This window comes from Pontibacter sp. T17 (assembly GCF_057219875.1).
This window is the reverse complement of the sequence record NZ_JBXVVW010000002.1, coordinates 487,235-505,813: the sequence shown is the minus strand read 5'-3', so window position 1 is coordinate 505,813 and position 18,579 is coordinate 487,235. Positions and strand designations below refer to the sequence as shown.

The 18,579-nt window shown below is 59.3% G+C and carries 16 protein-coding genes; 6 read left to right on the top strand and 10 right to left on the bottom strand.

Translation table 11 applies throughout. The annotated features are described in order from the left end of the window. Positions 1–137 precede the first annotated feature (137 nt). Positions 138–830: an ABC transporter ATP-binding protein gene (locus AC2D8O_RS10140; protein ID WP_484678702.1), complete on the top strand. Its 693-nt coding sequence runs from the start codon at positions 138–140 to the stop codon at positions 828–830. Beyond that, positions 827–2,749 (top strand): RecQ family ATP-dependent DNA helicase, encoded by a 1,923-nt coding sequence (locus AC2D8O_RS10135; RefSeq protein WP_484678701.1) that lies wholly within the window; start codon positions 827–829, stop codon positions 2,747–2,749. The genes AC2D8O_RS10140 and AC2D8O_RS10135 overlap by 4 nt, the downstream gene beginning before the upstream one ends. 57 nt (positions 2,750–2,806) lie before the next feature. Here AC2D8O_RS10135 and prfB read toward each other — a convergent pair. Both prfB and AC2D8O_RS10125 read right to left on the bottom strand, forming a co-directional pair. Continuing rightward, positions 2,807–3,893, bottom strand: a protein-coding gene (gene prfB / locus AC2D8O_RS10130; protein ID WP_484678700.1) for a peptide chain release factor 2 whose coding sequence is annotated in 2 segments (ribosomal slippage) — positions 2,807–3,832 and positions 3,834–3,893 — 1,086 coding nt in all. Because the reading frame shifts where the segments join, the coding sequence is not laid out codon by codon here. A 33-nt stretch (positions 3,894–3,926) separates the two neighbouring features. Beyond that, on the bottom strand, positions 3,927–4,280 hold the full coding sequence (locus AC2D8O_RS10125; RefSeq protein WP_484678699.1) for a YraN family protein: 354 nt from the start codon (positions 4,278–4,280) through the stop codon (positions 3,927–3,929). Positions 4,281–4,375: 95 nt separating this feature from the next. Here AC2D8O_RS10125 and radA point away from each other — a divergent pair, with 95 nt between their 5' ends. Further along, the gene (gene radA / locus AC2D8O_RS10120) at positions 4,376–5,767 is read left to right on the top strand and encodes a DNA repair protein RadA (RefSeq protein ID WP_484678698.1); all 1,392 of its coding nucleotides are present in this window, start codon (positions 4,376–4,378) and stop codon (positions 5,765–5,767) included. 78 nt (positions 5,768–5,845) lie between these two features. Here radA and AC2D8O_RS10115 read toward each other — a convergent pair whose 3' ends face one another. Beyond that, positions 5,846–6,304, bottom strand: coding sequence for a hypothetical protein (locus AC2D8O_RS10115; protein ID WP_484678697.1), 459 nt, complete (start codon positions 6,302–6,304; stop codon positions 5,846–5,848). A gap of 228 nt (positions 6,305–6,532) precedes the next feature. Here AC2D8O_RS10115 and AC2D8O_RS10110 point away from each other — a divergent pair, with 228 nt between their 5' ends. The 3 genes from AC2D8O_RS10110 to AC2D8O_RS10100 are packed head-to-tail and all read left to right on the top strand — an operon-like array spanning position 6,533 to position 10,008. Next, entirely contained in the window at positions 6,533–8,482 is a 1,950-nt protein-coding gene (locus AC2D8O_RS10110) for an ABC-F family ATP-binding cassette domain-containing protein (RefSeq protein WP_484678696.1), read from the top strand. Positions 8,483–8,490: 8 nt separating this feature from the next. Beyond that, positions 8,491–9,783: a type IX secretion system plug protein gene (locus AC2D8O_RS10105; protein WP_484678695.1), complete on the top strand. Its 1,293-nt coding sequence runs from the start codon at positions 8,491–8,493 to the stop codon at positions 9,781–9,783. A 12-nt stretch (positions 9,784–9,795) separates the two neighbouring features. Continuing rightward, a complete protein-coding gene (locus tag AC2D8O_RS10100; RefSeq protein ID WP_484678694.1) occupies positions 9,796–10,008 on the top strand; it encodes a hypothetical protein in 213 nt (70 codons plus the stop codon). A 128-nt stretch (positions 10,009–10,136) separates the two neighbouring features. Here AC2D8O_RS10100 and murD read toward each other — a convergent pair whose 3' ends face one another. The 7 genes from murD to mraZ form a co-directional block, all read right to left on the bottom strand. Further along, complete coding sequence (gene murD, locus AC2D8O_RS10095) at positions 10,137–11,531, bottom strand: UDP-N-acetylmuramoyl-L-alanine--D-glutamate ligase (RefSeq protein ID WP_484678693.1); 1,395 nt, start codon at positions 11,529–11,531, stop codon at positions 10,137–10,139. Positions 11,532–11,704: 173 nt separating this feature from the next. Further along, complete coding sequence (gene mraY, locus AC2D8O_RS10090; protein WP_484678692.1) at positions 11,705–13,120, bottom strand: phospho-N-acetylmuramoyl-pentapeptide-transferase; 1,416 nt, start codon at positions 13,118–13,120, stop codon at positions 11,705–11,707. Next, positions 13,120–14,577 (bottom strand): UDP-N-acetylmuramoyl-L-alanyl-D-glutamate--2,6-diaminopimelate ligase, encoded by a 1,458-nt coding sequence (locus AC2D8O_RS10085; RefSeq protein ID WP_484678691.1) that lies wholly within the window; start codon positions 14,575–14,577, stop codon positions 13,120–13,122. Before AC2D8O_RS10085 ends, mraY begins: the two co-directional genes overlap by 1 nt. A 10-nt stretch (positions 14,578–14,587) precedes the next feature. Continuing rightward, positions 14,588–16,693: a penicillin-binding protein gene (locus AC2D8O_RS10080; protein ID WP_484678690.1), complete on the bottom strand. Its 2,106-nt coding sequence runs from the start codon at positions 16,691–16,693 to the stop codon at positions 14,588–14,590. Then, positions 16,690–17,121 carry an FtsL-like putative cell division protein gene (locus tag AC2D8O_RS10075; RefSeq protein WP_484678689.1) on the bottom strand — a complete coding sequence of 144 codons (432 nt, stop codon included), beginning with the start codon at positions 17,119–17,121 and terminating at the stop codon, positions 16,690–16,692. Before AC2D8O_RS10075 ends, AC2D8O_RS10080 begins: the two co-directional genes overlap by 4 nt. Positions 17,122–17,127: 6 nt before the next feature. Further along, positions 17,128–18,084 carry a 16S rRNA (cytosine(1402)-N(4))-methyltransferase RsmH gene (gene rsmH, locus AC2D8O_RS10070; protein WP_484678688.1) on the bottom strand — a complete coding sequence of 319 codons (957 nt, stop codon included), beginning with the start codon at positions 18,082–18,084 and terminating at the stop codon, positions 17,128–17,130. Continuing rightward, positions 18,081–18,539: a division/cell wall cluster transcriptional repressor MraZ gene (gene mraZ, locus AC2D8O_RS10065; protein WP_484678687.1), complete on the bottom strand. Its 459-nt coding sequence runs from the start codon at positions 18,537–18,539 to the stop codon at positions 18,081–18,083. The genes rsmH and mraZ overlap by 4 nt, the downstream gene beginning before the upstream one ends. Positions 18,540–18,579: the final 40 nt, after the last annotated feature.

The window sequence follows — 18,579 nt, the reverse complement described above, 5'->3', positions numbered from 1 at the left end:
AACCTGCCAGAAGTGGCTACTCACGGCAATTGGAACTCCAGCAGCCGAAAGCGCTTGTTGGCGTGCAGGTAGAGCACGCCGTCATTTAAGCAACCCATTTCGCCTATATCGCAAGTACCCTCCGTACCTTTGCCCCAATGCTGGAACTGACAGACATACACAAACGATACGGAACCGTGGAGGTGCTGCGCGGCGTGTCGCTCACCGTAGCGCCCGGCGAACTGGTAGCCCTCTTGGGCGCTTCGGGTGCTGGCAAAACCACTCTGTTGCAGATTGCAGGCACGCTCGACCGCCCCGATGCCGGCAGCATCGCCTTCGACGGCAAGCCGCTCGGTGGGCTCTCTGGCGCCGACCTCGCCCGCTTCCGTAACCGTCACATTGGCTTCGTCTTTCAGTTTCACCACCTGCTGGCAGAGTTCACCGCCGAGGAAAACGCCGCCATGCCCGCCCTCATCGCAGGCGAGTCCAAGGCCAAAGCCCTCGCCAAGGCCCGCGATCTCCTAAAGTATCTGCAACTGGGCCACCGGCTTGACCACCGCCCCGGGCAGCTGTCCGGCGGCGAGCAGCAGCGGGTGGCTGTGGCCCGCGCCCTCCTCAACGACCCACGCCTCATTCTGGCCGACGAGCCCACCGGCAACCTCGATACCCGCAATGGCGACGCCCTTTTCGGGCTGTTCCAGCAATTGGCCCAGGAGCGCGGCGTGGCGCTGCTGGTAGCCACTCACAACGAAACCTTCGGCCGTATGGCCAACCGCAGCATTCACCTGCGAGACGGCCAGATAGTAACGCCCATGGCTCCTGTGTTCGACGACCCTGCTGCCAGCGTATGAGTACCGTCGCCGATATAGATCTGCTGCTCCAGCGCTACTGGGGCTTCGACTCTTTTCGTCCCCTCCAGCGCGAAATCGTGGAGGCCAGCGTGCAGGGACGTGACGTACTGGCGCTGCTGCCAACAGGTGGTGGTAAGAGCCTGTGCTACCAGATGGCCGGGCTGGCACGTGGTGGCCTCACTGTGGTGGTGTCGCCGCTCATTGCCCTCATGGCCGACCAACAGCAGGCCCTTGTGGCACGAGGGCTCTCGGCTACCTTCATCAACAGCACCCTGCCCTTCGACGAGCAGCAGCGCCGCCTGCATGAGGTGCGCTCTGGCCGGGTGAAGTTCCTCTACGTGGCCCCAGAACGGCTGATGCTGGAAAGCTTTCGCAACGAACTGGCGCTGCTGCCAGTGTCGCTGCTGGCCGTGGACGAGGCCCACTGTATCAGCCAGTGGGGCTACGACTTCCGCCCAGCCTATCGCCTCATCCGCGACTTCCATGCCCGCATGCCCGCCGTGCCAGTGCTGGCGGTAACGGCCACTGCTACTCCGGAAGTGCAGGAGGATATTGTGGTGCAACTGGGGTTACGGCAGCCCGGCGTATTTGCTGCCAGTTTCGAGCGGCCCAACCTGCGTTTTGGCGTAGTGCAGACCCCCGATCGCCATGCCGCGCTGTACCGTTTTCTGGGGCGATACAAAGGCAGTGCAGTAGTATATGTGCGCACCCGCGCTACTGCCGAGAGCCTGGCTGAGGCCATTCGGGCAACGGGCATATCGGCGCAGGCGTATCACGCAGGGCTTTCGGGCTGGGAGCGGCAACGCGTGCAGGACGCCTGGCTCAACGACACCACACGCGTAGTGGTGGCTACCAACGCTTTCGGCATGGGCATAGACAAAGCCGACGTGCGCCTGGTGGTGCACTGGAACATGCCCGGCAATCTGGAAAGCTACTATCAGGAGGCAGGCCGTGCAGGGCGCGATGGCCTTACGGCCGTGGCGGCCCTGCTCTTCGATCCGCAGGAAGCCGACCGACAGGAGCAGATGATGGCCCAGAACTACCCCGACTGGCCCACAGTGCAGCAGGTCATCAGTGGGCTGTACGACTTCTCGGACGTGGGTAGTCTGCCGCCCGATCCGCAGCGGCCTATCGGCTGTGTGCCCAGTGAATGGGCCGAACGTATGCAGGTGCCGCCCGCCAGCGTGGATGCCGTGCTGAAGCTGCTGGAGGGGGCAGGGGCATTGAAGATTGTACGGGGCGATGACCGCAGTGGTACTTCCCCGGAAGTCTCCATCCGCGACCTTGGTGCTATTCGCGAGCATATGTCCCGGCTGCCTGACCCTACCCGCGACCTGCTGGAGCTGATTCTCCGCCGTACCGGTGGTTCGGAGTTCAGCGAGCCGCTGAAAGTGGAAGAGGCAGTATGGGCACAGCAACTGGGTATTCCCACGCATGGGGTGGGGCAGCGCCTGCGCTATCTGGCACAGCAGGGCTTTATCCGCTATGCGCATGCAGGCGAATGGAAGTTGTATTTCCAGCGGCGGAAAGACGAACTCAACCGCCAGCTGCTGGACTGGGATGCCCTGGAGCGCCGGAAAGCAGGTGCCGCCGCACGGCTATCGCGTATGGCCGAATATGCCGAAACTACCAGGCAGTGCCGTCAGGTACTCATCCGCCAGTATTTCGGCGAAACGCGCCCCGACCCCTGCGGTGTCTGCGATGTCTGTACCCACACACGCCAGATTGGGGTGGCTGATGCCGATGTTGCGGCAGCTATACTTGCGGTGCTGGAAGCCGCACCCCGTGGCTATGCTGGCCTGCTGGAATCGCTGGCCATTGGTACGGGTGAGCAGCGGGTACGTGTTTTGCGCGCGCTGGCCGACGAAGGCCGGGTGCGCATCAGCAAGGACTTTCGGGTGGCACTTGCCAAGCGCTGAAACAGAACAGGCTTCCGGAGAGGGGAGCCTGTTCTGCTTTCGGATACGTTGCAAGGCTCAGTGCTTACTCATTTCCATCAGGTAGGCCTTGATGAAGTCGTCCAGTTCGCCGTCCATTACCGACTGAATGTCAGACGTCTCCACGCTTGTGCGCAGGTCTTTCACCAGTTTGTAGGGGTGGAACACATAGTTCCGGATCTGCGAACCCCATTCGATCTTCTTCTTGCCGGCTTCAATTTCGGCTTTGGCAGCCTCGCGCTTCTCGATTTCCAGCTGGTACAGGCGCGACTTCAGCACCTGAATGGCCTTCTCGCGGTTCTGGTGCTGGCTGCGCTCCTGCTGGCATTCTACCACAATGCCCGAAGGCTTGTGCACCACGCGCACGGCCGTTTCCACCTTGTTCACGTTCTGGCCACCTTTGCCACCTGCCCGGAAGGTGTCCCACTCCAGGTCGGCCGCATTGATTTCAATCTCAATGGTGTCGTCGGCCAGTGGAAACACGAATACGGAAGCAAAGGACGTGTGCCGTCGGGCCTGGCTGTCGAAGGGGCTCACGCGCACCAGACGGTGCACGCCGCTTTCGCCTTTCAGGTAGCCATAGGCAAACGAGCCTGAAACCTCGATGGACGCACTGCGGATACCCGCGCCTTCGCCCGGTTGCTCGTCTATCAGCGAGGCTTTGTAGCCGTGCTTCTGGGCATACATCAGGTACATGCGCATCAGCATTTCGGCCCAGTCCTGGCTTTCCGTGCCACCCGCGCCCGAGTTGATTTCCACCACGCAGTCCATGGCATCTTCCTCTGCCGAGAGCATGTTCTTAAATTCCAGCTCTTCCAGGGCAGTGTAAGCAGCCTTGTACGCGTTCTCAACTTCGGTGTCGGTGGCCTCGTCGGCATTCCAGAACTCTACCAGTACGTCCAGGTCGTCCACCTTGGCGGCCACACTGTCGAAGGCTTCGGTCCAGAATTTCAGTTGGCGGTTGCCTTTCAGCAGGGCTTCAGCGGCTTTGGGGTCATCCCAAAAACCGGGCGCGGCTGAGGCTTCCTCGTTTTGTGCTAGCTGTTCTTTTTTACCAGCGACGTCAAAGATACCTCCCCAGAGTCTCTACCCTGTTACGAAGCTCTTTATGTTGATCAGGAGTCATAGGTCGCAAAAATAGCAAAAAGGCGTTTTGCTGTCAGCCGATGTTTTCGTGGTGGCGGATGGTGGGCGGGCGATGGCTGTGCAGTTGTACGGCCACGAGGTCAAAGCGCATCACTGCCTGCACATGGTGCAGCGCGCAGAAGGCTTCGGCAGCCTCATAAAGCTTGCGCAGTTTGGCGGGGCTCAGGTTGTCTTCCGGCATACGTGCAGTCAGGCTCGAGAGGGTTTTTACTTCCACTATCACCAGCTCGGGGCCGTCCATCATCACGAGGTCCAGTTCCAGCTGGCCGCCGTGCCGCCAGTTGCGGTGCAGCAGGGTGTAGCCTTTCAGCAGCAGATAGTCCAGCGCCAGGGCCTCGCCCTCAGCCCCCGAAGCCTGTTTTACCATGCCGCGAAGATGTGCGGCAGATGGGATTGGGTGGCTGTTGAAAGCCGACGATGTGAAGCGGAAAACCCTTCTCTTTTCCCCGCTACCTTTGTGGCATGTCTCTCTCGCGCAAAGCCAAGTCGGTGTACACGTGTTCGGCCTGTGGTACACAACACTCCAAATGGCAGGGCCGGTGCAACGGCTGCGGCGAGTGGCATACGCTGGTAGAAGAACTGCAGGTAGGGGCTGCGGCACCGGCAGCGGTGCATGTGGGCCGCAGGCAGGTGGCAGGTGCTGTTCGCGAGAGTGCGCCCAAGCGCATCCGGGAAATCGACTTTGAGCAGGCGCCCCGCATCCCCATGCCCGACCGAGAGTTCGACCGCGTACTCGATGGTGGCATCGTCCCCGGCTCGCTCATTCTGCTGGGCGGCGAGCCTGGTATTGGCAAGAGTACCCTGCTGCTGCAACTCTCGTTGCAAATGAAGGGGCACACCATATTATATGTAACCGGCGAGGAGAGCGAGCAGCAGGTGCGCCTGCGCGCCGAACGTCTGCCCTTCCAGAACGACGACCTTTACGTACTCGCCGAAACCGCTCTGGATGCCGTCTTTGCCCATGCGCGTCAGTTGGAGCCGGCGCTTATGGTCATCGACTCCGTGCAGACGCTCTTCCTCGACGAAGTTGAAAGCGCCCCCGGCAGCGTGGCCCAGGTGCGCGAGTGCACGGGGCGTCTCATGCGCTATGCCAAGGAGACGGGTACCAGTATTCTGCTGGTGGGCCACGTGAACAAGGAAGGCATGATTGCCGGGCCCAAGGTGCTGGAGCACATGGTGGACGTGGTGCTGGAGTTTGAGGGCGAGCGCCACGGCGGCTATCGCATTGTGCGCAGCAGCAAAAACCGCTTTGGCGCCACGCCCGAGATGGGCATCTACGAAATGCGCGAGCAGGGCCTGCGCGAGGTGCCCAATCCGTCCGAACTGTTTCTGAGCGGCGCAGCGGGCGGACTGTCGGGGGTGGCGGTGTCAGCTACCTTGCAGGCGCACCGGCCCCTGCTGGTGGAAACGCAGGCGCTGGTGTCCGATGCCGCTTATGGCACGGCCCAGCGGTCGGCCACGGGTTTTGACCTGCGCCGCCTGAACATGTTGCTGGCCGTGCTGGAAAAGAAAGCCGGGCTGAAACTGGGTTCGAAGGACGTCTTTGTGAACCTGGCTGGCGGCATTCGTCTCGACGACCCTGCCCTGGACCTGGCCCTGATGGCCGCCATCGTCAGCAGTGCCTATGATGTGCCACTGGAGGCCAAAGTGGCTTTTGCCGCTGAAGTGGGCCTCACGGGCGAAGTGCGGCCTGTAGCACGTTTGGAGCAGCGTATAGCCGAAGCCGCCAAGCTGGGCTTTCGTACAGTGTTCGTCAGCGCTGCTGCTGGCGAACTCATGTTGCCCAAGGGATTGGACATCCGCGTGCAATACGTGGAACGTATCGATGGAGTGTTCCGTGAAATCTTCGGCTAAGACTTCGGCTGCTCAGGGTTTGTCCTTAGTTAGGTAGTGCGGATGCTGTTTGCATAGCAACAGCAATTCAACTACCAGCTAAAGCTGGCTTTTCCAGGTAGGCACCTTCCCCTTCAGATCGTCCAATACCTGTTGGGCCTTAGGGTCGCCCAGACGTGCAGCCATGCGCACGTTCTTGTAGAAAATCAGGGCCGTGTCGAAGGCGTCAGAGCCTGCTGCGAGACTGGTGTCGTGCAACAGCGTCAGCAATTCTTCCAGCGGCTCCATAATTTTGGTCAGCTGCAGGAAGAGTTTGTAATCGCGCTCCAATTCGTCTACATCCAGCGACGGAGGTACGAGATCAGGGTTCTGCTGGGCGTCCTGCACTGACTGTTGCAGGAAAGGCGACAGCTCATCTCCGATGTGTACCAGAGAGGGACGATCCGATCCAACCAACTGGAGCAAAAAGGGCAAGCTGGTACGCACCTTCTCCAGGGAAGCCTGGATATCGTCGATCGTCTCGTTGTCGAGCGAGGCTGAGATGCGATTGGGGCCCATGCGCCTGCCGTTAGTAGTGCCCTGACAAGAGGTGTGCGTCAGGGTTCTGTGCAAATTTGTTAAAAATTCGGATTAAACCTACCCGATATCGAACTCTCCTCATGTTAAAATCCGAAAAAAGGGGATAAGGTCAACTTTCTGCCGTTTCAAAGCGGGGGTTCGGTAATTCCTCTGCACTTCTTCCCGAACTTTGCGGCCGGTTTTTGCTGACACCCGTCAGCCCTTGGTATGGTTACGATAAACGACGTCTCTTTCGAATTTGCAGGCCGTTTCCTTTACCGGAACGCCAACTGGGACATTCAGCCCGGCGACAAAGTAGGCCTCATCGGCCGCAACGGTACGGGTAAATCTACCCTGCTGCGCCTCATCGCCGGCGAGTATCAGGCCACGGAAGGCACCGTGACCCGTGCCAGCAGCATCAAGATTGGCTTCCTGAACCAGGACCTTCTCGGCTTCGAGAGCTCTTCTACCATCTTTGAGGTAGCCCGCGCCGGCTTCTCAGACCTGCTGGCCATGCAGGACAAGATTGATGCGCTGCTCAAGCGCCTGGAGACCGAAGTCACTGACCAGATTCTCAACGAGCTGGGCGAGCTGCAGGAAGCCTTCGAACGCAAGGGCGGATACGAAATAGATGCCCGTACCGGTGCAATGCTGGGTGGCCTGGGCTTCTCCACCGAAGACCAGCACCAACCCTACGACACTTTCTCCGGAGGCTGGCGTATGCGGGCCATTCTGGCACGCATCCTGTTGCAAGGTCCTGACCTGCTGCTGCTGGACGAACCGACCAACCACCTTGACCTGCCCAGTATCCAGTGGCTGGAAGATTACCTGCGCCGTGCGGGTGCCGCCTACGTCATCGTCAGCCACGACCGCGAGTTCCTCAACCGCATGGTCGACAAGATTGTCGAGGTGTCGCACAGCAAGCTCAACCACTACAGCGGCAACTACGCCTTCTACCTCACCGAGCGCGAGCAGCGCCGGGTCATCCAGCAGGCGTCTTACGAAAACCAACAGAAGTACATCGCCGATGCCGAGCGGTTCATCGAGCGCTTCAAGGCCAAGGCCTCCAAGGCTACCCAGGCGCAGTCGCGTGTCAAAATGCTCGAGAAGCTGGACCGTATCGAAGAGCCGGAGTCTGACGAAGCTGTAGTGAGCTTCCGTTTCCAGCCTTCCGTGAAGCCAGGTAACGAGATTCTTACGGTAAAGGACATCTCCAAGTCGTTCGGCCCCAAGCACATTCTGGATGGTGCCGAGGCCACCATCATGCGGGGCGATAAGATCGGCCTCATCGGTGCCAACGGTCTGGGCAAGTCCACTGTGCTGCGTATTCTGGCCGACCACGATACCTTCACCGGCGAGCGCAAGCTGGGCTATAACGTAGCACCTTCTTTCTATGCGCAGCACCAGCTGGAAGCCCTGAGCCCCCAGAAAACCATTCTGGATGAGTGCAAAGACTTTGCCTATGAGAAGGGCGAAACCTATGTGCGCAGTATTCTGGGTGGTTTCCTCTTCACCGGCGACGACGTCTACAAGCCTGTTAAGGTGTTGAGTGGTGGGGAGCGGTCGCGCGTGGCGCTGGCCAAGACGCTGCTGTCTGAAGCCAACTTCCTGCTGCTGGACGAACCTACCAACCACCTGGATATGCAGAGTATCCAGATTCTGGCTCAGGCTCTCAGCGACTACGAAGGTACCTACATCGTTGTCAGTCACGACCGCCATTTCCTCTCGTTGGCCACCAATAAAATCTGGTACCTCGAAGACCGCAAGATCAAGGAGTATCCCGGCAGCTACACCGAGTTTGAAGCCTGGCAAAAGGAAAAGGCAGCCCAACTCAAGGAAAAGGACAAAGACAAGAGCAGCCAGACGCCACCAAAATTGGCCCAGTCGCCCCACGCCCTCAAAACCTCTCCAGCCGCCAAGCCCCAACTTACCGACGAGCAGCGCCGCAAGCTAAAGACGCTGCAAACCCAGCTGCGCAAAGCCGAGCAGGAGGTAAGCGAGTGGGAAACGAAAATGGCCCATCTGGAAAGTGAACTTCAGAACCCTTCTCATCAGGCCGACTTCTACAAGCTGGCCGAGATTGACCGCGAGAAGGGCAAGGCCGAAGAAGCCCTGCTGAAAGCAATGGCAGCCTGGGAAGAGCTGAGTGAGCAGGTGCGCGCGCTCGAAAAAGCGTAGTTTCGGGCATGACCCGTTGGTTTCTGTTGTGCCTGCTGACCCTGGTGCCTGTATGGAGTTGGGCGCAGGATTTGCCCACCTACGACTGGGATGCCTCTGACGACGTACGCTCGGTGCAGCTGTATCGAGGGGAAAGCGAACTGGGCTACCCCGTGCTGTATCTCTCCCGCCCCGAGCAGCCGCTCACACTCGCATTTGACTTGCTGGGGGCGCCCCGAAACGACCTCCAGTTTCGGCTGGTGCATTGCGATGCCAATTGGGAGGTGAGCCGCCTCATGCCCATCGAGTATTTCAACGGCTTCCCCAACGACCGTATCCTGACCTATCAGGGGGCACGCCAGACGAAGGTCAACTATGCGCATTACACAGCTACGGTTCCGGGCACTTCCCAGGGCGGCTGGTTCAAAGTGAGCGGCAACTACCTGTTGGTGGTGCACCCTCAGGGCGAGGAGGAGCGTCCGCTGTTTGTGCGGCGTCTGGTGGTTGCAGAAGATGCCATTGGCATTGCGCCGGAAGCGGGGCTGGCCCTCAGCGTAACAGACCGCTTTAAGCTGCAGCGTGTGGCTTTTTCGCTGGTTCCTACGGCGGTGCCCATCACCGATGCCTACCGAGAACTCAAGGTAACGGTGCTCCAGAACTTCCGCTGGGACAACGCCGCCCTCGAAATGCGGCCTTCATTCCTCATGCCGGGCAAAATCGAGTACAGTCTGGAGCCGGGTAACCAGTTTCCGGGTGGCAACGAGTTCCGGGTGGTAGACATGCGCAGCCTCAACCAGAATGGCATGCAGGTGCAGCAGGTAGACCGCAACGCCAGCCCCATCAGGGTACTGTTGTATCCCGACCAGCCCCGAAATCGTATGGGCTATCTGGCCAATCCCGACTTCAACGGCCTGTTCTATACCGGCCTCACGCCGCTCGACCGCTATCTGGGCGCGCTGGAAGGCGACTACGTGCGTACCCGGTTCCGCCTTCAGGCCGATCCGTTGCCACGCAATCAGGAAATCTACCTTCTGGGGGCGTTCACCCGCTGGCAGTGCCTTCCAGAGTATAAGCTGGAATGGTCAGCAGATGAGCAGGCCTATGTGGTGGAGCCTCTCCTGAAGCAGGGTATTTACAACTACCTGTACGTGGTTCGTGATGCAGACGCCAGGCCGGGTACACCACCCGACGAAACCCGCTTCGAAGGCAGCTTCTTTGAAACTGACAACACCTATACCATTCTCGTCTACTATCGCCGCTTCGGTGACCGCTACGACCGCCTGCTTGGGCTGCGCTTCCTCAACTATTACGAGGGCCGTTAGTTATATTCGGGTATGAAAACGGCCTTCAAACTACTGTTGGGGCTAGGCGTAGTGGTGGCGCTGGCAGGTTTTGCGGCGCTGTTCATGGGCAAGCCCTGGGGCGAGTATCTGGCCTATGCCGGGGTACTGCTGATCGCCCCGCACTTTGTTTATCAGCGGTTGGAGCGCGAGCGTGAAAAGCAGGCACTCAACGAGCTGCGCCGCCGCAAGCAGCAGCGGCACTGAAAAGAAAACCGCCCCAGGGTTCAGCCTTGGGGCGGTTTGGTTATTCAGGCATTGACAGTCTGCGTTACACTGGAAACGCAGGTATCTGATACAGAAGGTAAGCGCAGACTGTGTGTGTCTGGCCGTGGTCAGTCCAGACGCTCTACGCAGTCTTTGAAACGCTTGCCGCGCTCTTCGTAATTGGCAAACATATCGAAGCTGGCGCAGGCGGGGCTCAGCAGTACGGTATCGCCTTTGCGGGCTTCCTGTACTGCCATCTGTACTGCGCTTTCCATGCTCATGGCGTGGCGCAGCACTTTCACAGCGCCGTTGAAGGCTGTCTGGATCTTGGCAACGTCTTTGCCCAGCATAATGATGGCTTTCACCTTTTCGGTTACGAGGTCCATTACCATGCCGTAGTCATTGCCTTTGTCTACGCCGCCCACAATCCAGATGACGCTCTGCTCGCCGGGGATGCTGTCGAGGGCATACCAGGCTGCATTCACGCTGGTGGCTTTGCTGTCATTGATGAAGGCTACGCCATTCACTTCGCGCACTTTCTCAAGCCGGTGCTCCAGTGCTTCAAAGTTCTGCATGCTTTCCCGCACCAGCTCATTACGGATTTCCAGCACGCGGCCTACAATCCCTGCTGCCATGGTGTTGTACTCGTTGTGCTTGCCTTTCAGTTTTTGTTGTGCGGGTGGGATGGCAAGTGCCCCGCGCTTTTTCCTGCGTTCCATATCGATCAGAATAATTGGTTCCTGGGTGTCGTCGTCGGTGTCCAGCCACGCCACAATGTCGGGGTGCTGGTCACTGGGGGTGTGGTTGCGGCTGAACGCCAGCTTCTGGGCATGAATGGTGTGCTTTGCCATTTCCTGCACCAGCACTTCGCTGTCGAGGCCGTAAATGAAATAGTCGGTGTCCTGCATGTTCCGGGCCATGTTGAACTTGGCCCGGGCATACTCAGACAGATTGTAATTGTACCGGTCGAGGTGGTTATCGGTGATGTTGGTCAGTACGGCCACATGCGGGCGGAACCGGTCAATATCGTCCAGCTGAAAGCTGCTTACTTCCAGCACATACCAGGCATGGGGCTCTTCGGCAACCATAGCTGCAAAGCTGTTTCCGATGTTGCCGCCCAGTCCTACGTCAAACCCGGCATGGCGCAGCATCTCGTAGACGAGGCTGGTAGTAGTTGTTTTGCCGTTGGTGCCGGTGATGGCGATGATTTTGGCCCCTTCGGCATGGCGATAGCCAAACTCGATTTCGCTGATGATGGGCACCTTGCGTTTGCGCAGCTGCTTGATTACCTCGGCTTTCTCGGGGATGCCGGGGCTTTTCACCACCAGTGTGGCAGCCTCCACCAGTTCGGCGCTATGGCGCCCCTGCTCGTAGGGGATGCCCCGTTTCTCCAGTTCGTCGCGAAAACGCGGCGCAATGCTCCCGCCGTCCGACACATACACCTGCATGCCGAGCTTGCGGGCCAGGATGGCCGCACCTACGCCGCTTTCGCCAGCGCCCAGTATCAGGAGTTTCTCAGCCACAGAATGGAATTGGTGACGGTTGGGAGTTCGGGGAGTCGTGGAACAAAAATCGGCGGAACTGCCTAGTTAGAAGAATCGCGTTGTTCACACTCTCCGAGCAGTGTGGATAGGTATTTCCCCACACCAAAAAGACCGTGGAACATCGTAATTGTTGGCAAGTGTGATGCGCAATATCAGCGGAGTTTCAGGGTAGCAAATGCAAGAATTACCAGCAGGATGGTGACAATCATGAAGCGCATCACAATCTTGGCTTCATGGGTGCCGCCCAGTTCGAAATGGTGGTGAATTGGTGCCATCCGGAAGATTCTGCGGCCTTCGCCATACTTCCGTTTCGTGTACTTGAAGTAGCCCACCTGCAAAATGACCGACAGGTTCTCGACAAAGTAGACCCCGCAGAGCAGCGGCAGCAGCAGTTCGATCTTGATCATCAGGGCCAACACACCCACAGCGCCGCCCAGCGCCAATGAGCCTGTGTCGCCCATGAACACCTGCGCCGGGAAGGTATTGTACCACAGGAAGCCGACGCAGGCTCCCAGCAAAGCGGCACAGAACACTACCAACTCGCCCGAGTTGGGGATGAACGCAATATTGAGGTAACGCGAGAATACCAGGTTGCCCGACACATAGGCCAGGATGCCCAGAGCGGCAGTAACAATTGCGGTAGTGCCGGCGGCAAGGCCGTCCAGACCATCGGTAATATTCACGCCGTTGCTCACCGCCGTGACTATAAAAATAACCACCAGCAGATAGATGCCTTTGGCCCACATGCCCGATTCGTCTTCTGTCCAAAACGCCAACTGTCCATAATTGAACTGCTTGTCTTTCAGGAACGGGATGTTGGTTTTGGTGGCAAAGCCCACTTCGGCCGAGCCAAACAGCTCTTCAAACACCCGCTGTTGATCGCGGACAGGAATGATAAGTGCCAGTTCCCGCACGGTGCTGTCATTGGCGCTGCGCCGGATCACGTAACTGTCGCACACCTTACGTGGTCGGTGTTGAGGGCCGCTGCAAGGGGTACCGCCTGCCAGTACCAGCGTATCGCCATACTGGAATCCTGCTTCACGGAGTGGAAGGTTCGGACGTATGCTGCCATCTGACATTACGTGGGGTTTGGAGCCCTGGAAGTCGGGGTGGAAAATCATCACCAGACCCACGATAAGCCCCAGGCCCACCTGGCCTACAATCTTGAACTTACCCTTCAGGCCAGCTTTGTCCTTCTTGAAAACCTTGATGTAGTCGTCGGTGAAGCCCACTGCTCCCATCCAAAGGGTACTGAGCAGCACCATCAATACATAGGCATTGGTGAGGTCGCCCCACAGCAGGGTGGGGATCACAATGGCTGCGATGATAATGACCCCGCCCATCGTCGGGGTACCTTTCTTGCTCTTATGGCTTTCGGGGCCGTGGTCGCGAATGGCCTCGCCGATCAGTTTCCGTTTCAGCAGCGCAATAATCTGTTTGCCGATGATGAGCGATATCACCAGCGAGAACACCGCACCCAGAATGGCCCGGAAGCTGATGTAGCGGAACACCCCGCCGCCCGGGAAGTCGAACAGTTCGTTCAGCCAGTCGAGTAGATGGTAGAGCATCAGTAGAGGAGTTTGAAAGCCTGGATGAGTTCTTCGCGATCGTCGAAGGGGTGGCGTACGCCGTTGATTTCCTGATAGGTCTCGTGCCCTTTGCCTGCCACCAGCAGCAGGTCGCCGGGTTCGGCCAGGCGGGCAGCGGCACGGATGGCTTCGCGGCGGTCTTCTATCCGCATCACCTTCTTGCGCAGGTGGGTGGGTACGCCAGCTTCCATCTCATCGAGGATGGCGCCCGGTGATTCCGTACGTGGGTTGTCGCTGGTCAGCACCACCACATCGGCACATTCGGTAGCAATCCGGGCCATTTCGGGGCGTTTGGTGCGGTCGCGGTCGCCGCCACAGCCCACCAGGCAGATGATACGGCCCTTGTGCATGAGGTCGCGGGCTGTTTGCAGCACGTTCAGCAGGGCGTCGGGGGTATGGGCGTAGTCTACGATGCCCGATACATCGTTGGGCAGGGGCACCGCCTCGAAGCGGCCACGGGCGCCCCGCAGTTCGCTCAGGGCTATCAGTACCTGCTGGCTGTCTTCCCCCAGTTCCACGGCAGCACCATAGACGGCCATGAGGTTATAGGCGTTGAACTCGCCCGGCAACTGAAACCACACCTGCTGGCCATTCACCTGCAGATGCAGGCCCTCAATACGGTTTTCCAGCAGCCGGGCGGCATAGTCGGCTACACCATGCAGGGCATAGGTCTTCACACGGGCACGGGTATTCTGCACCATGATATGCCCGTTGCGGTCATCGGCGTTGGTGAGGGCAAAAGCCCGGGGCGACAGGCCGTCGAAAAACTGCTGCTTGGCCTTCAGGTAATTGGCGAAGGTCTTGTGGTAATCGAGGTGGTCGTGGGTGAGGTTGGTGAAAATGGCGCCCACAAAGTGTGTGCCTGCAATACGGCGCTGGTCCACTGCAATGGAGCTCACCTCCATGAAGCAGTACTGGCAGCCAGCTTCCACCATGTCGGCGAAGGCATGCTGAAGGGCGAGGGCATCGGGGGTGGTGAGCTTGGCGGGCTGCTCTTCGTCCTCGATTTTGATGGCGACGGTGCTTACCAGGCCACAGCGGTAGCCCAGCGAGCGGAACAGATTGTACAGTACGGTGCTGACGGTGGTCTTGCCGTTGGTGCCTGTTACGCCTACAATCTTCAGGCGGTCGCTGGGGCGGTTGTACCAGTTACTGGCAATCTGGCCCAGTGCTTCGGCTGACGACTGCACCCGCACATACGTTACGTCATCCCGGCGCTTGTCGGGCAGGGTTTCGCATACCACCACGCGGGCGCCACGATCTTCTGCTGCCGAGATGAAGGTGTGGCCGTCGGTACTGGTGCCGCGGACAGCCACAAACAGATTGCCGTCCTGCACCTGCCGCGAATCAAAATGGACGTTCGTCACCTGTGGGCCGGCGGGGCCATTCACTTCGGTGATGTGTACGCCGTATAGCAGGTCCTGTAGCGGTTTCATGGAAGGTCGGTCAGGGTTGGCTGTCGAGGGTCAGGTCAATGGCCAGGTTGTCGCGGATGCGGGTGCCCGCGGGCAGGCTTTGCTCCCGCACCTTGCCGTGGCCACGGAGGCGCACGCTCAGGCCCAGGTTTTCCAGTAATGCCAGCGCGTCCTTGGCAGTCATGCCAGTTACGTCGGGTACTAACTCGCGGGGTGTCCGCATGGAGCTCAGGCTGACGGTGGCCCCACTCTGGCGCGCGCGCACATAGGCCGACTCGGGCTGTCCGGGTGTTGAGATGCTGAGTGCGTCATACACCTGGCGGGCGTCGTCCAGCGCTACGGTGCGCGTTACGGGATAGGCAATCCGACGGCCATTGATACGGGAGGCAAACCGCTCTTCGCGCTGCGAGCGCATGTCGGTGGCGTGTATGTTATCGGCAATCTGTTTGAAAATGGGGGCCGCCACATCCGCACCGTAGAACTCGCCGTTGGTCGGCTCATCTACTACCACTATACATGAGTAGCGCGGGTTCTCTGCCGGGAAATAGCCGCAGAAGCTGGCCCGGTATTTCTTCTGATATACGCCGTTTTCCAGCTTCTTGGCGGTGCCGGTTTTGCCTGCAATGCGGTAATAGGTGCCTTTGATGTTGCGGGCAGTACCGTTTTCCACCACACCTTCCAGCATGGCACGCACCCGACGCAGGGTTGTTTCAGAGCAAATCTGCTCGCGCAGAACCGTGGGACGGTAACGGGCTACTACCTGGCTGTTGTTGGTTATCTGCCGCACCAGCAGAGGGCGCATCAGGCGACCGTTATTGGCCACGGCGTTGAAGAAGGCCAGTGTTTGCAGGGGGGTCTGCATGATACTGTAGCCAGTGCTGAGCAGCGGTAGGGTGGGGCCGCTCCAGTGGCGGTCTGAGGGCCGGATCACGTATGGAGCTGGCTCGCCAGTAATCTGGCACCCGACTGGGCTCAGCAGGCCCATGTCTTCCAGCCGCTGGATGAAGGCACCCGGACGGCTGCGGTAATGCTGCCAGATGAGCTTGCTGATGGCTACGTTGCTCGAGCGTTCAAACGCCTGTTGCAGGGTGATGTTGCCACTGCCGTGCGCATCGCGTATGACGCGGTCGTAGTAGGTAACCGTACCGTTGCCCGTCTCGATTCTTGTATCAGGGGTAGCATAGCCATCCTCAATGGCGGCCATTACACTTGCCAGCTTGAAAGTAGAACCTGGCTCCCAGAGGGTAGCCATGGCATTGTTCAGGTTTTCGGGATAGTTGGCTACGGCCTTGATTTCGCCGGTAGCCACTTCCATCAGAATCGCTACACCCGCTCTGCTGCCCGTACGCTCCATGCCCTGTCGCAGGGCAGTGGATACCACATCCTGCATGTGTACGTCAATGGTGGTGTGAACGTCATATCCATCGCGGGCTTCCACTTCACCATACTCGCTAAGGGGAACTTCCACACCGCCGGGTATGCGCTGCACCAGCATCAGGCCGTCTTTGCCGCGCAGCATGGCGTTGAACGAGTGCTCGATGCCCTTGGCCGGAATCGAGTCGTCAATCACCAGCCCCAGTGTAATACGGGCCATGTCGCGGAACGGATAGAACCGCTTGTTCTGTATTTTCTCCACAATAAGGCCCCCTTTGTAGCGCCCACGGTTCAGTACCGGGAAGCTGCGCAGAAGCCGCATTTCGGGGTAGTTCAGGATGCGCTTGTATGGGAACAGGTACACGTGACGGTCGCGCTCCTGCATGGCCTTTTTGAACTTGTTCTTGAAGTAGCGGGCGTCGAACTCGCCACCGCCGAAGTGCTTGGCCAGCTTGCGGCACAGCAGGTCCAGCGAGTCTTCCAATGCGGCATAACGACCACGTGTCAGTACGGTGGCGTCGATGGCCACGCGATAGAAGGGCAGTGTTACAGCCATGATGGTGCCATCGCTGGCCAGAATGGCGCCGCGGTCGGCAGGCACCTTCTTGTAGTACACACGCTCGGTGGCCTGCACCTGCTTCCAGCGTTCGCCCTGCACAAATTGCAGGTGCACGATACGCCACACAATCAGCGTGCTGAACAGCAGAAAGCAAGCAAACAGCAGGTAAATGCGCTTGAGAATCTGGTCAGATACCATGTTCATCGTGTTTCCTCCGATTGAGGTGCGGCAACCTTCAGCTTATAGGGCGGACGGCGCAGGGGTTGCAGCCCCAGGCTGTCCACGATACCTGCCAGCTGGCTCTGCTGACGGGCGGTACTCAACTGGGCGTTCAGCGTCATACGCTCTGTCTTCAGTTCTTTCAGTTCGCGGCTCAGACGTTCGGCGTGTTGCGCCTGCTGGGTGGCTCTGTGCGAGTTCCAGATGTATACCAGTGCTACCAGCGTCAGAAACAGCGCAAACGTGAAGTTTTTCTGGAACTGGCCCAGCAGATTGTTCTGTACCAACAGGCCACGCAGCACCTTGGCTACCTTGCTGAAGCGACCGGGCGCTTTGGGTTCGGGCAGTGGACCCTGCTCGAACGCTTCGGCGGCCGTCTCAAACTTGGGGGTGTTGAATCGGTTGGGACGCATGGGGTGTCAGGCAATTCGTTCGGCGGCACGCAGGCGAGCACTGCGGGCACGGGGATTGTGGGCGGTTTCGGCCTCGCTGGCCGTGATGGTCTTGCGGTGCAGGGGCTTCCAGGCCGTCAGCCGGTTACCGTAGAGGTCGGTTTCGATGCGACCTTCCAGATTGCCCGTCTGGAACAGGTGCTTTACCAGACGGTCTTCCAGCGAGTGGTAGCTCATCACTACCAGTCGGCCGCCGGGCTTCAGGGTTTGCACGGCACTTTCCAGCATTTCTTCCAGTACGGCCATTTCATCGTTCACTACGATGCGCAGCGCCTGGAAAATCTGCGACAGCACCGACATACCGCCCTTGCGGGGCAGAATGGGCTCTACCGCCTGAAACAGTTGCTGGGTAGTTGTGGGCCTTGCGGCCAGAATGGCGTGTGCATACCGGTGTGGCGTAGGCACTTCGCCATACTCCCGCAGTATGCGTATCAGTTCGTGGGGCTCCAGTGTGGCCAGCAGATCGGCGGCGGTAGGCTGGTCGCTGTCGGGGTTCATCCGCATGTCCAGTGGCGCATCGGCGCGGTAAGAGAATCCCCGCTCGGCGGCGTCAAACTGGTGCGACGACACGCCCAGGTCAGCCAGAATGCCGTCAAGCAGCAGCGGCTCAGTATCCACATATTTCTGTGGAAAACCCTGTTGAATCTGGTGGACAGCCTGTGCAGAAGGCCCGAAGTACGTGGACAAGTGCCGGAAATTGTCGCGTATCAGTGTGAACTGTGTGCTCTTCAGGTCGTTGGCTTGGGCGTCAGGGTCCTGGTCAAAGGCGAAGAGATGTCCTCCGGCAGTCAGGCGCTCCAGTATGGCGCGGCTGTGTCCACCACCACCGAAAGTCAGGTCAGCATACAGGCCGTTGGCCTTTAGGTTCAGCCACTCCAGGCACTCGGCCAGCATTACAGGCACATGGTAGGGCTGAGCACTCATGCCGTGCCTCCTTTCTCGCCCATTACTTTGGCTGCCAGCGTAGCCAGATTCGGTGTCTGCTCGGCCAGCCAGGCGTCGTACCGGGCCTGCGACCAAAGTTCTATCCGGTCCAGCGCGCCTATCAGCACGGCTTCTGTGCCAATCTCGGCCTGCTCCAGCAGGCGTTTGGGTACCAGCAGGCGCTTGGCGCTGTCCAGTGCCACTGGCTGCGCGCCCGCCTGAAACAGCCGTGCAAATGCCCTGTTCTCGGGCTGGTAGGGGTTCAGGGCCTGAATGCGGGACAGTTCGGCCAGCCACGTGGCTTGCGGATAGATTACCAGGCAGGGATCCAGCCCTCGGTTCACTACAAACTCGCCCTGCGCCGCTGGGGGCAACAGCTTCAGCAGGGCCGCAGGCAGCAGAAAGCGGCCTTTCGCGTCCAGCTTCACCGGGTATTCGCCGAAGAGGGGAGTCATGCAGTGTAGGGTTCTGGGGCTTCAAACCCCATACAAACCT

Bases quoted from the DNA above. Each gene is read 5' to 3' on its own strand.
- AC2D8O_RS10140 (WP_484678702.1), top strand. From the start codon at position 138: ATGCTGGAACTGACAGACATACACAAACGATACGGAACCGTGGAGGTG.
- AC2D8O_RS10135 (WP_484678701.1), top strand. From the start codon at position 827: ATGAGTACCGTCGCCGATATAGATCTGCTGCTCCAGCGCTACTGGGGC.
- AC2D8O_RS10125 (WP_484678699.1), bottom strand. From the start codon at position 4,280: ATGGTAAAACAGGCTTCGGGGGCTGAGGGCGAGGCCCTGGCGCTGGAC.
- radA (WP_484678698.1), top strand. From the start codon at position 4,376: ATGTCTCTCTCGCGCAAAGCCAAGTCGGTGTACACGTGTTCGGCCTGT.
- AC2D8O_RS10115 (WP_484678697.1), bottom strand. From the start codon at position 6,304: ATGGGCCCCAATCGCATCTCAGCCTCGCTCGACAACGAGACGATCGAC.
- AC2D8O_RS10110 (WP_484678696.1), top strand. From the start codon at position 6,533: ATGGTTACGATAAACGACGTCTCTTTCGAATTTGCAGGCCGTTTCCTT.
- AC2D8O_RS10105 (WP_484678695.1), top strand. From the start codon at position 8,491: ATGACCCGTTGGTTTCTGTTGTGCCTGCTGACCCTGGTGCCTGTATGG.
- AC2D8O_RS10100 (WP_484678694.1), top strand. From the start codon at position 9,796: ATGAAAACGGCCTTCAAACTACTGTTGGGGCTAGGCGTAGTGGTGGCG.
- mraY (WP_484678692.1), bottom strand. From the start codon at position 13,120: ATGCTCTACCATCTACTCGACTGGCTGAACGAACTGTTCGACTTCCCG.
- AC2D8O_RS10085 (WP_484678691.1), bottom strand. From the start codon at position 14,577: ATGAAACCGCTACAGGACCTGCTATACGGCGTACACATCACCGAAGTG.
- AC2D8O_RS10080 (WP_484678690.1), bottom strand. From the start codon at position 16,693: ATGAACATGGTATCTGACCAGATTCTCAAGCGCATTTACCTGCTGTTT.
- AC2D8O_RS10075 (WP_484678689.1), bottom strand. From the start codon at position 17,121: ATGCGTCCCAACCGATTCAACACCCCCAAGTTTGAGACGGCCGCCGAA.
- rsmH (WP_484678688.1), bottom strand. From the start codon at position 18,084: ATGAGTGCTCAGCCCTACCATGTGCCTGTAATGCTGGCCGAGTGCCTG.
- mraZ (WP_484678687.1), bottom strand. From the start codon at position 18,539: ATGACTCCCCTCTTCGGCGAATACCCGGTGAAGCTGGACGCGAAAGGC.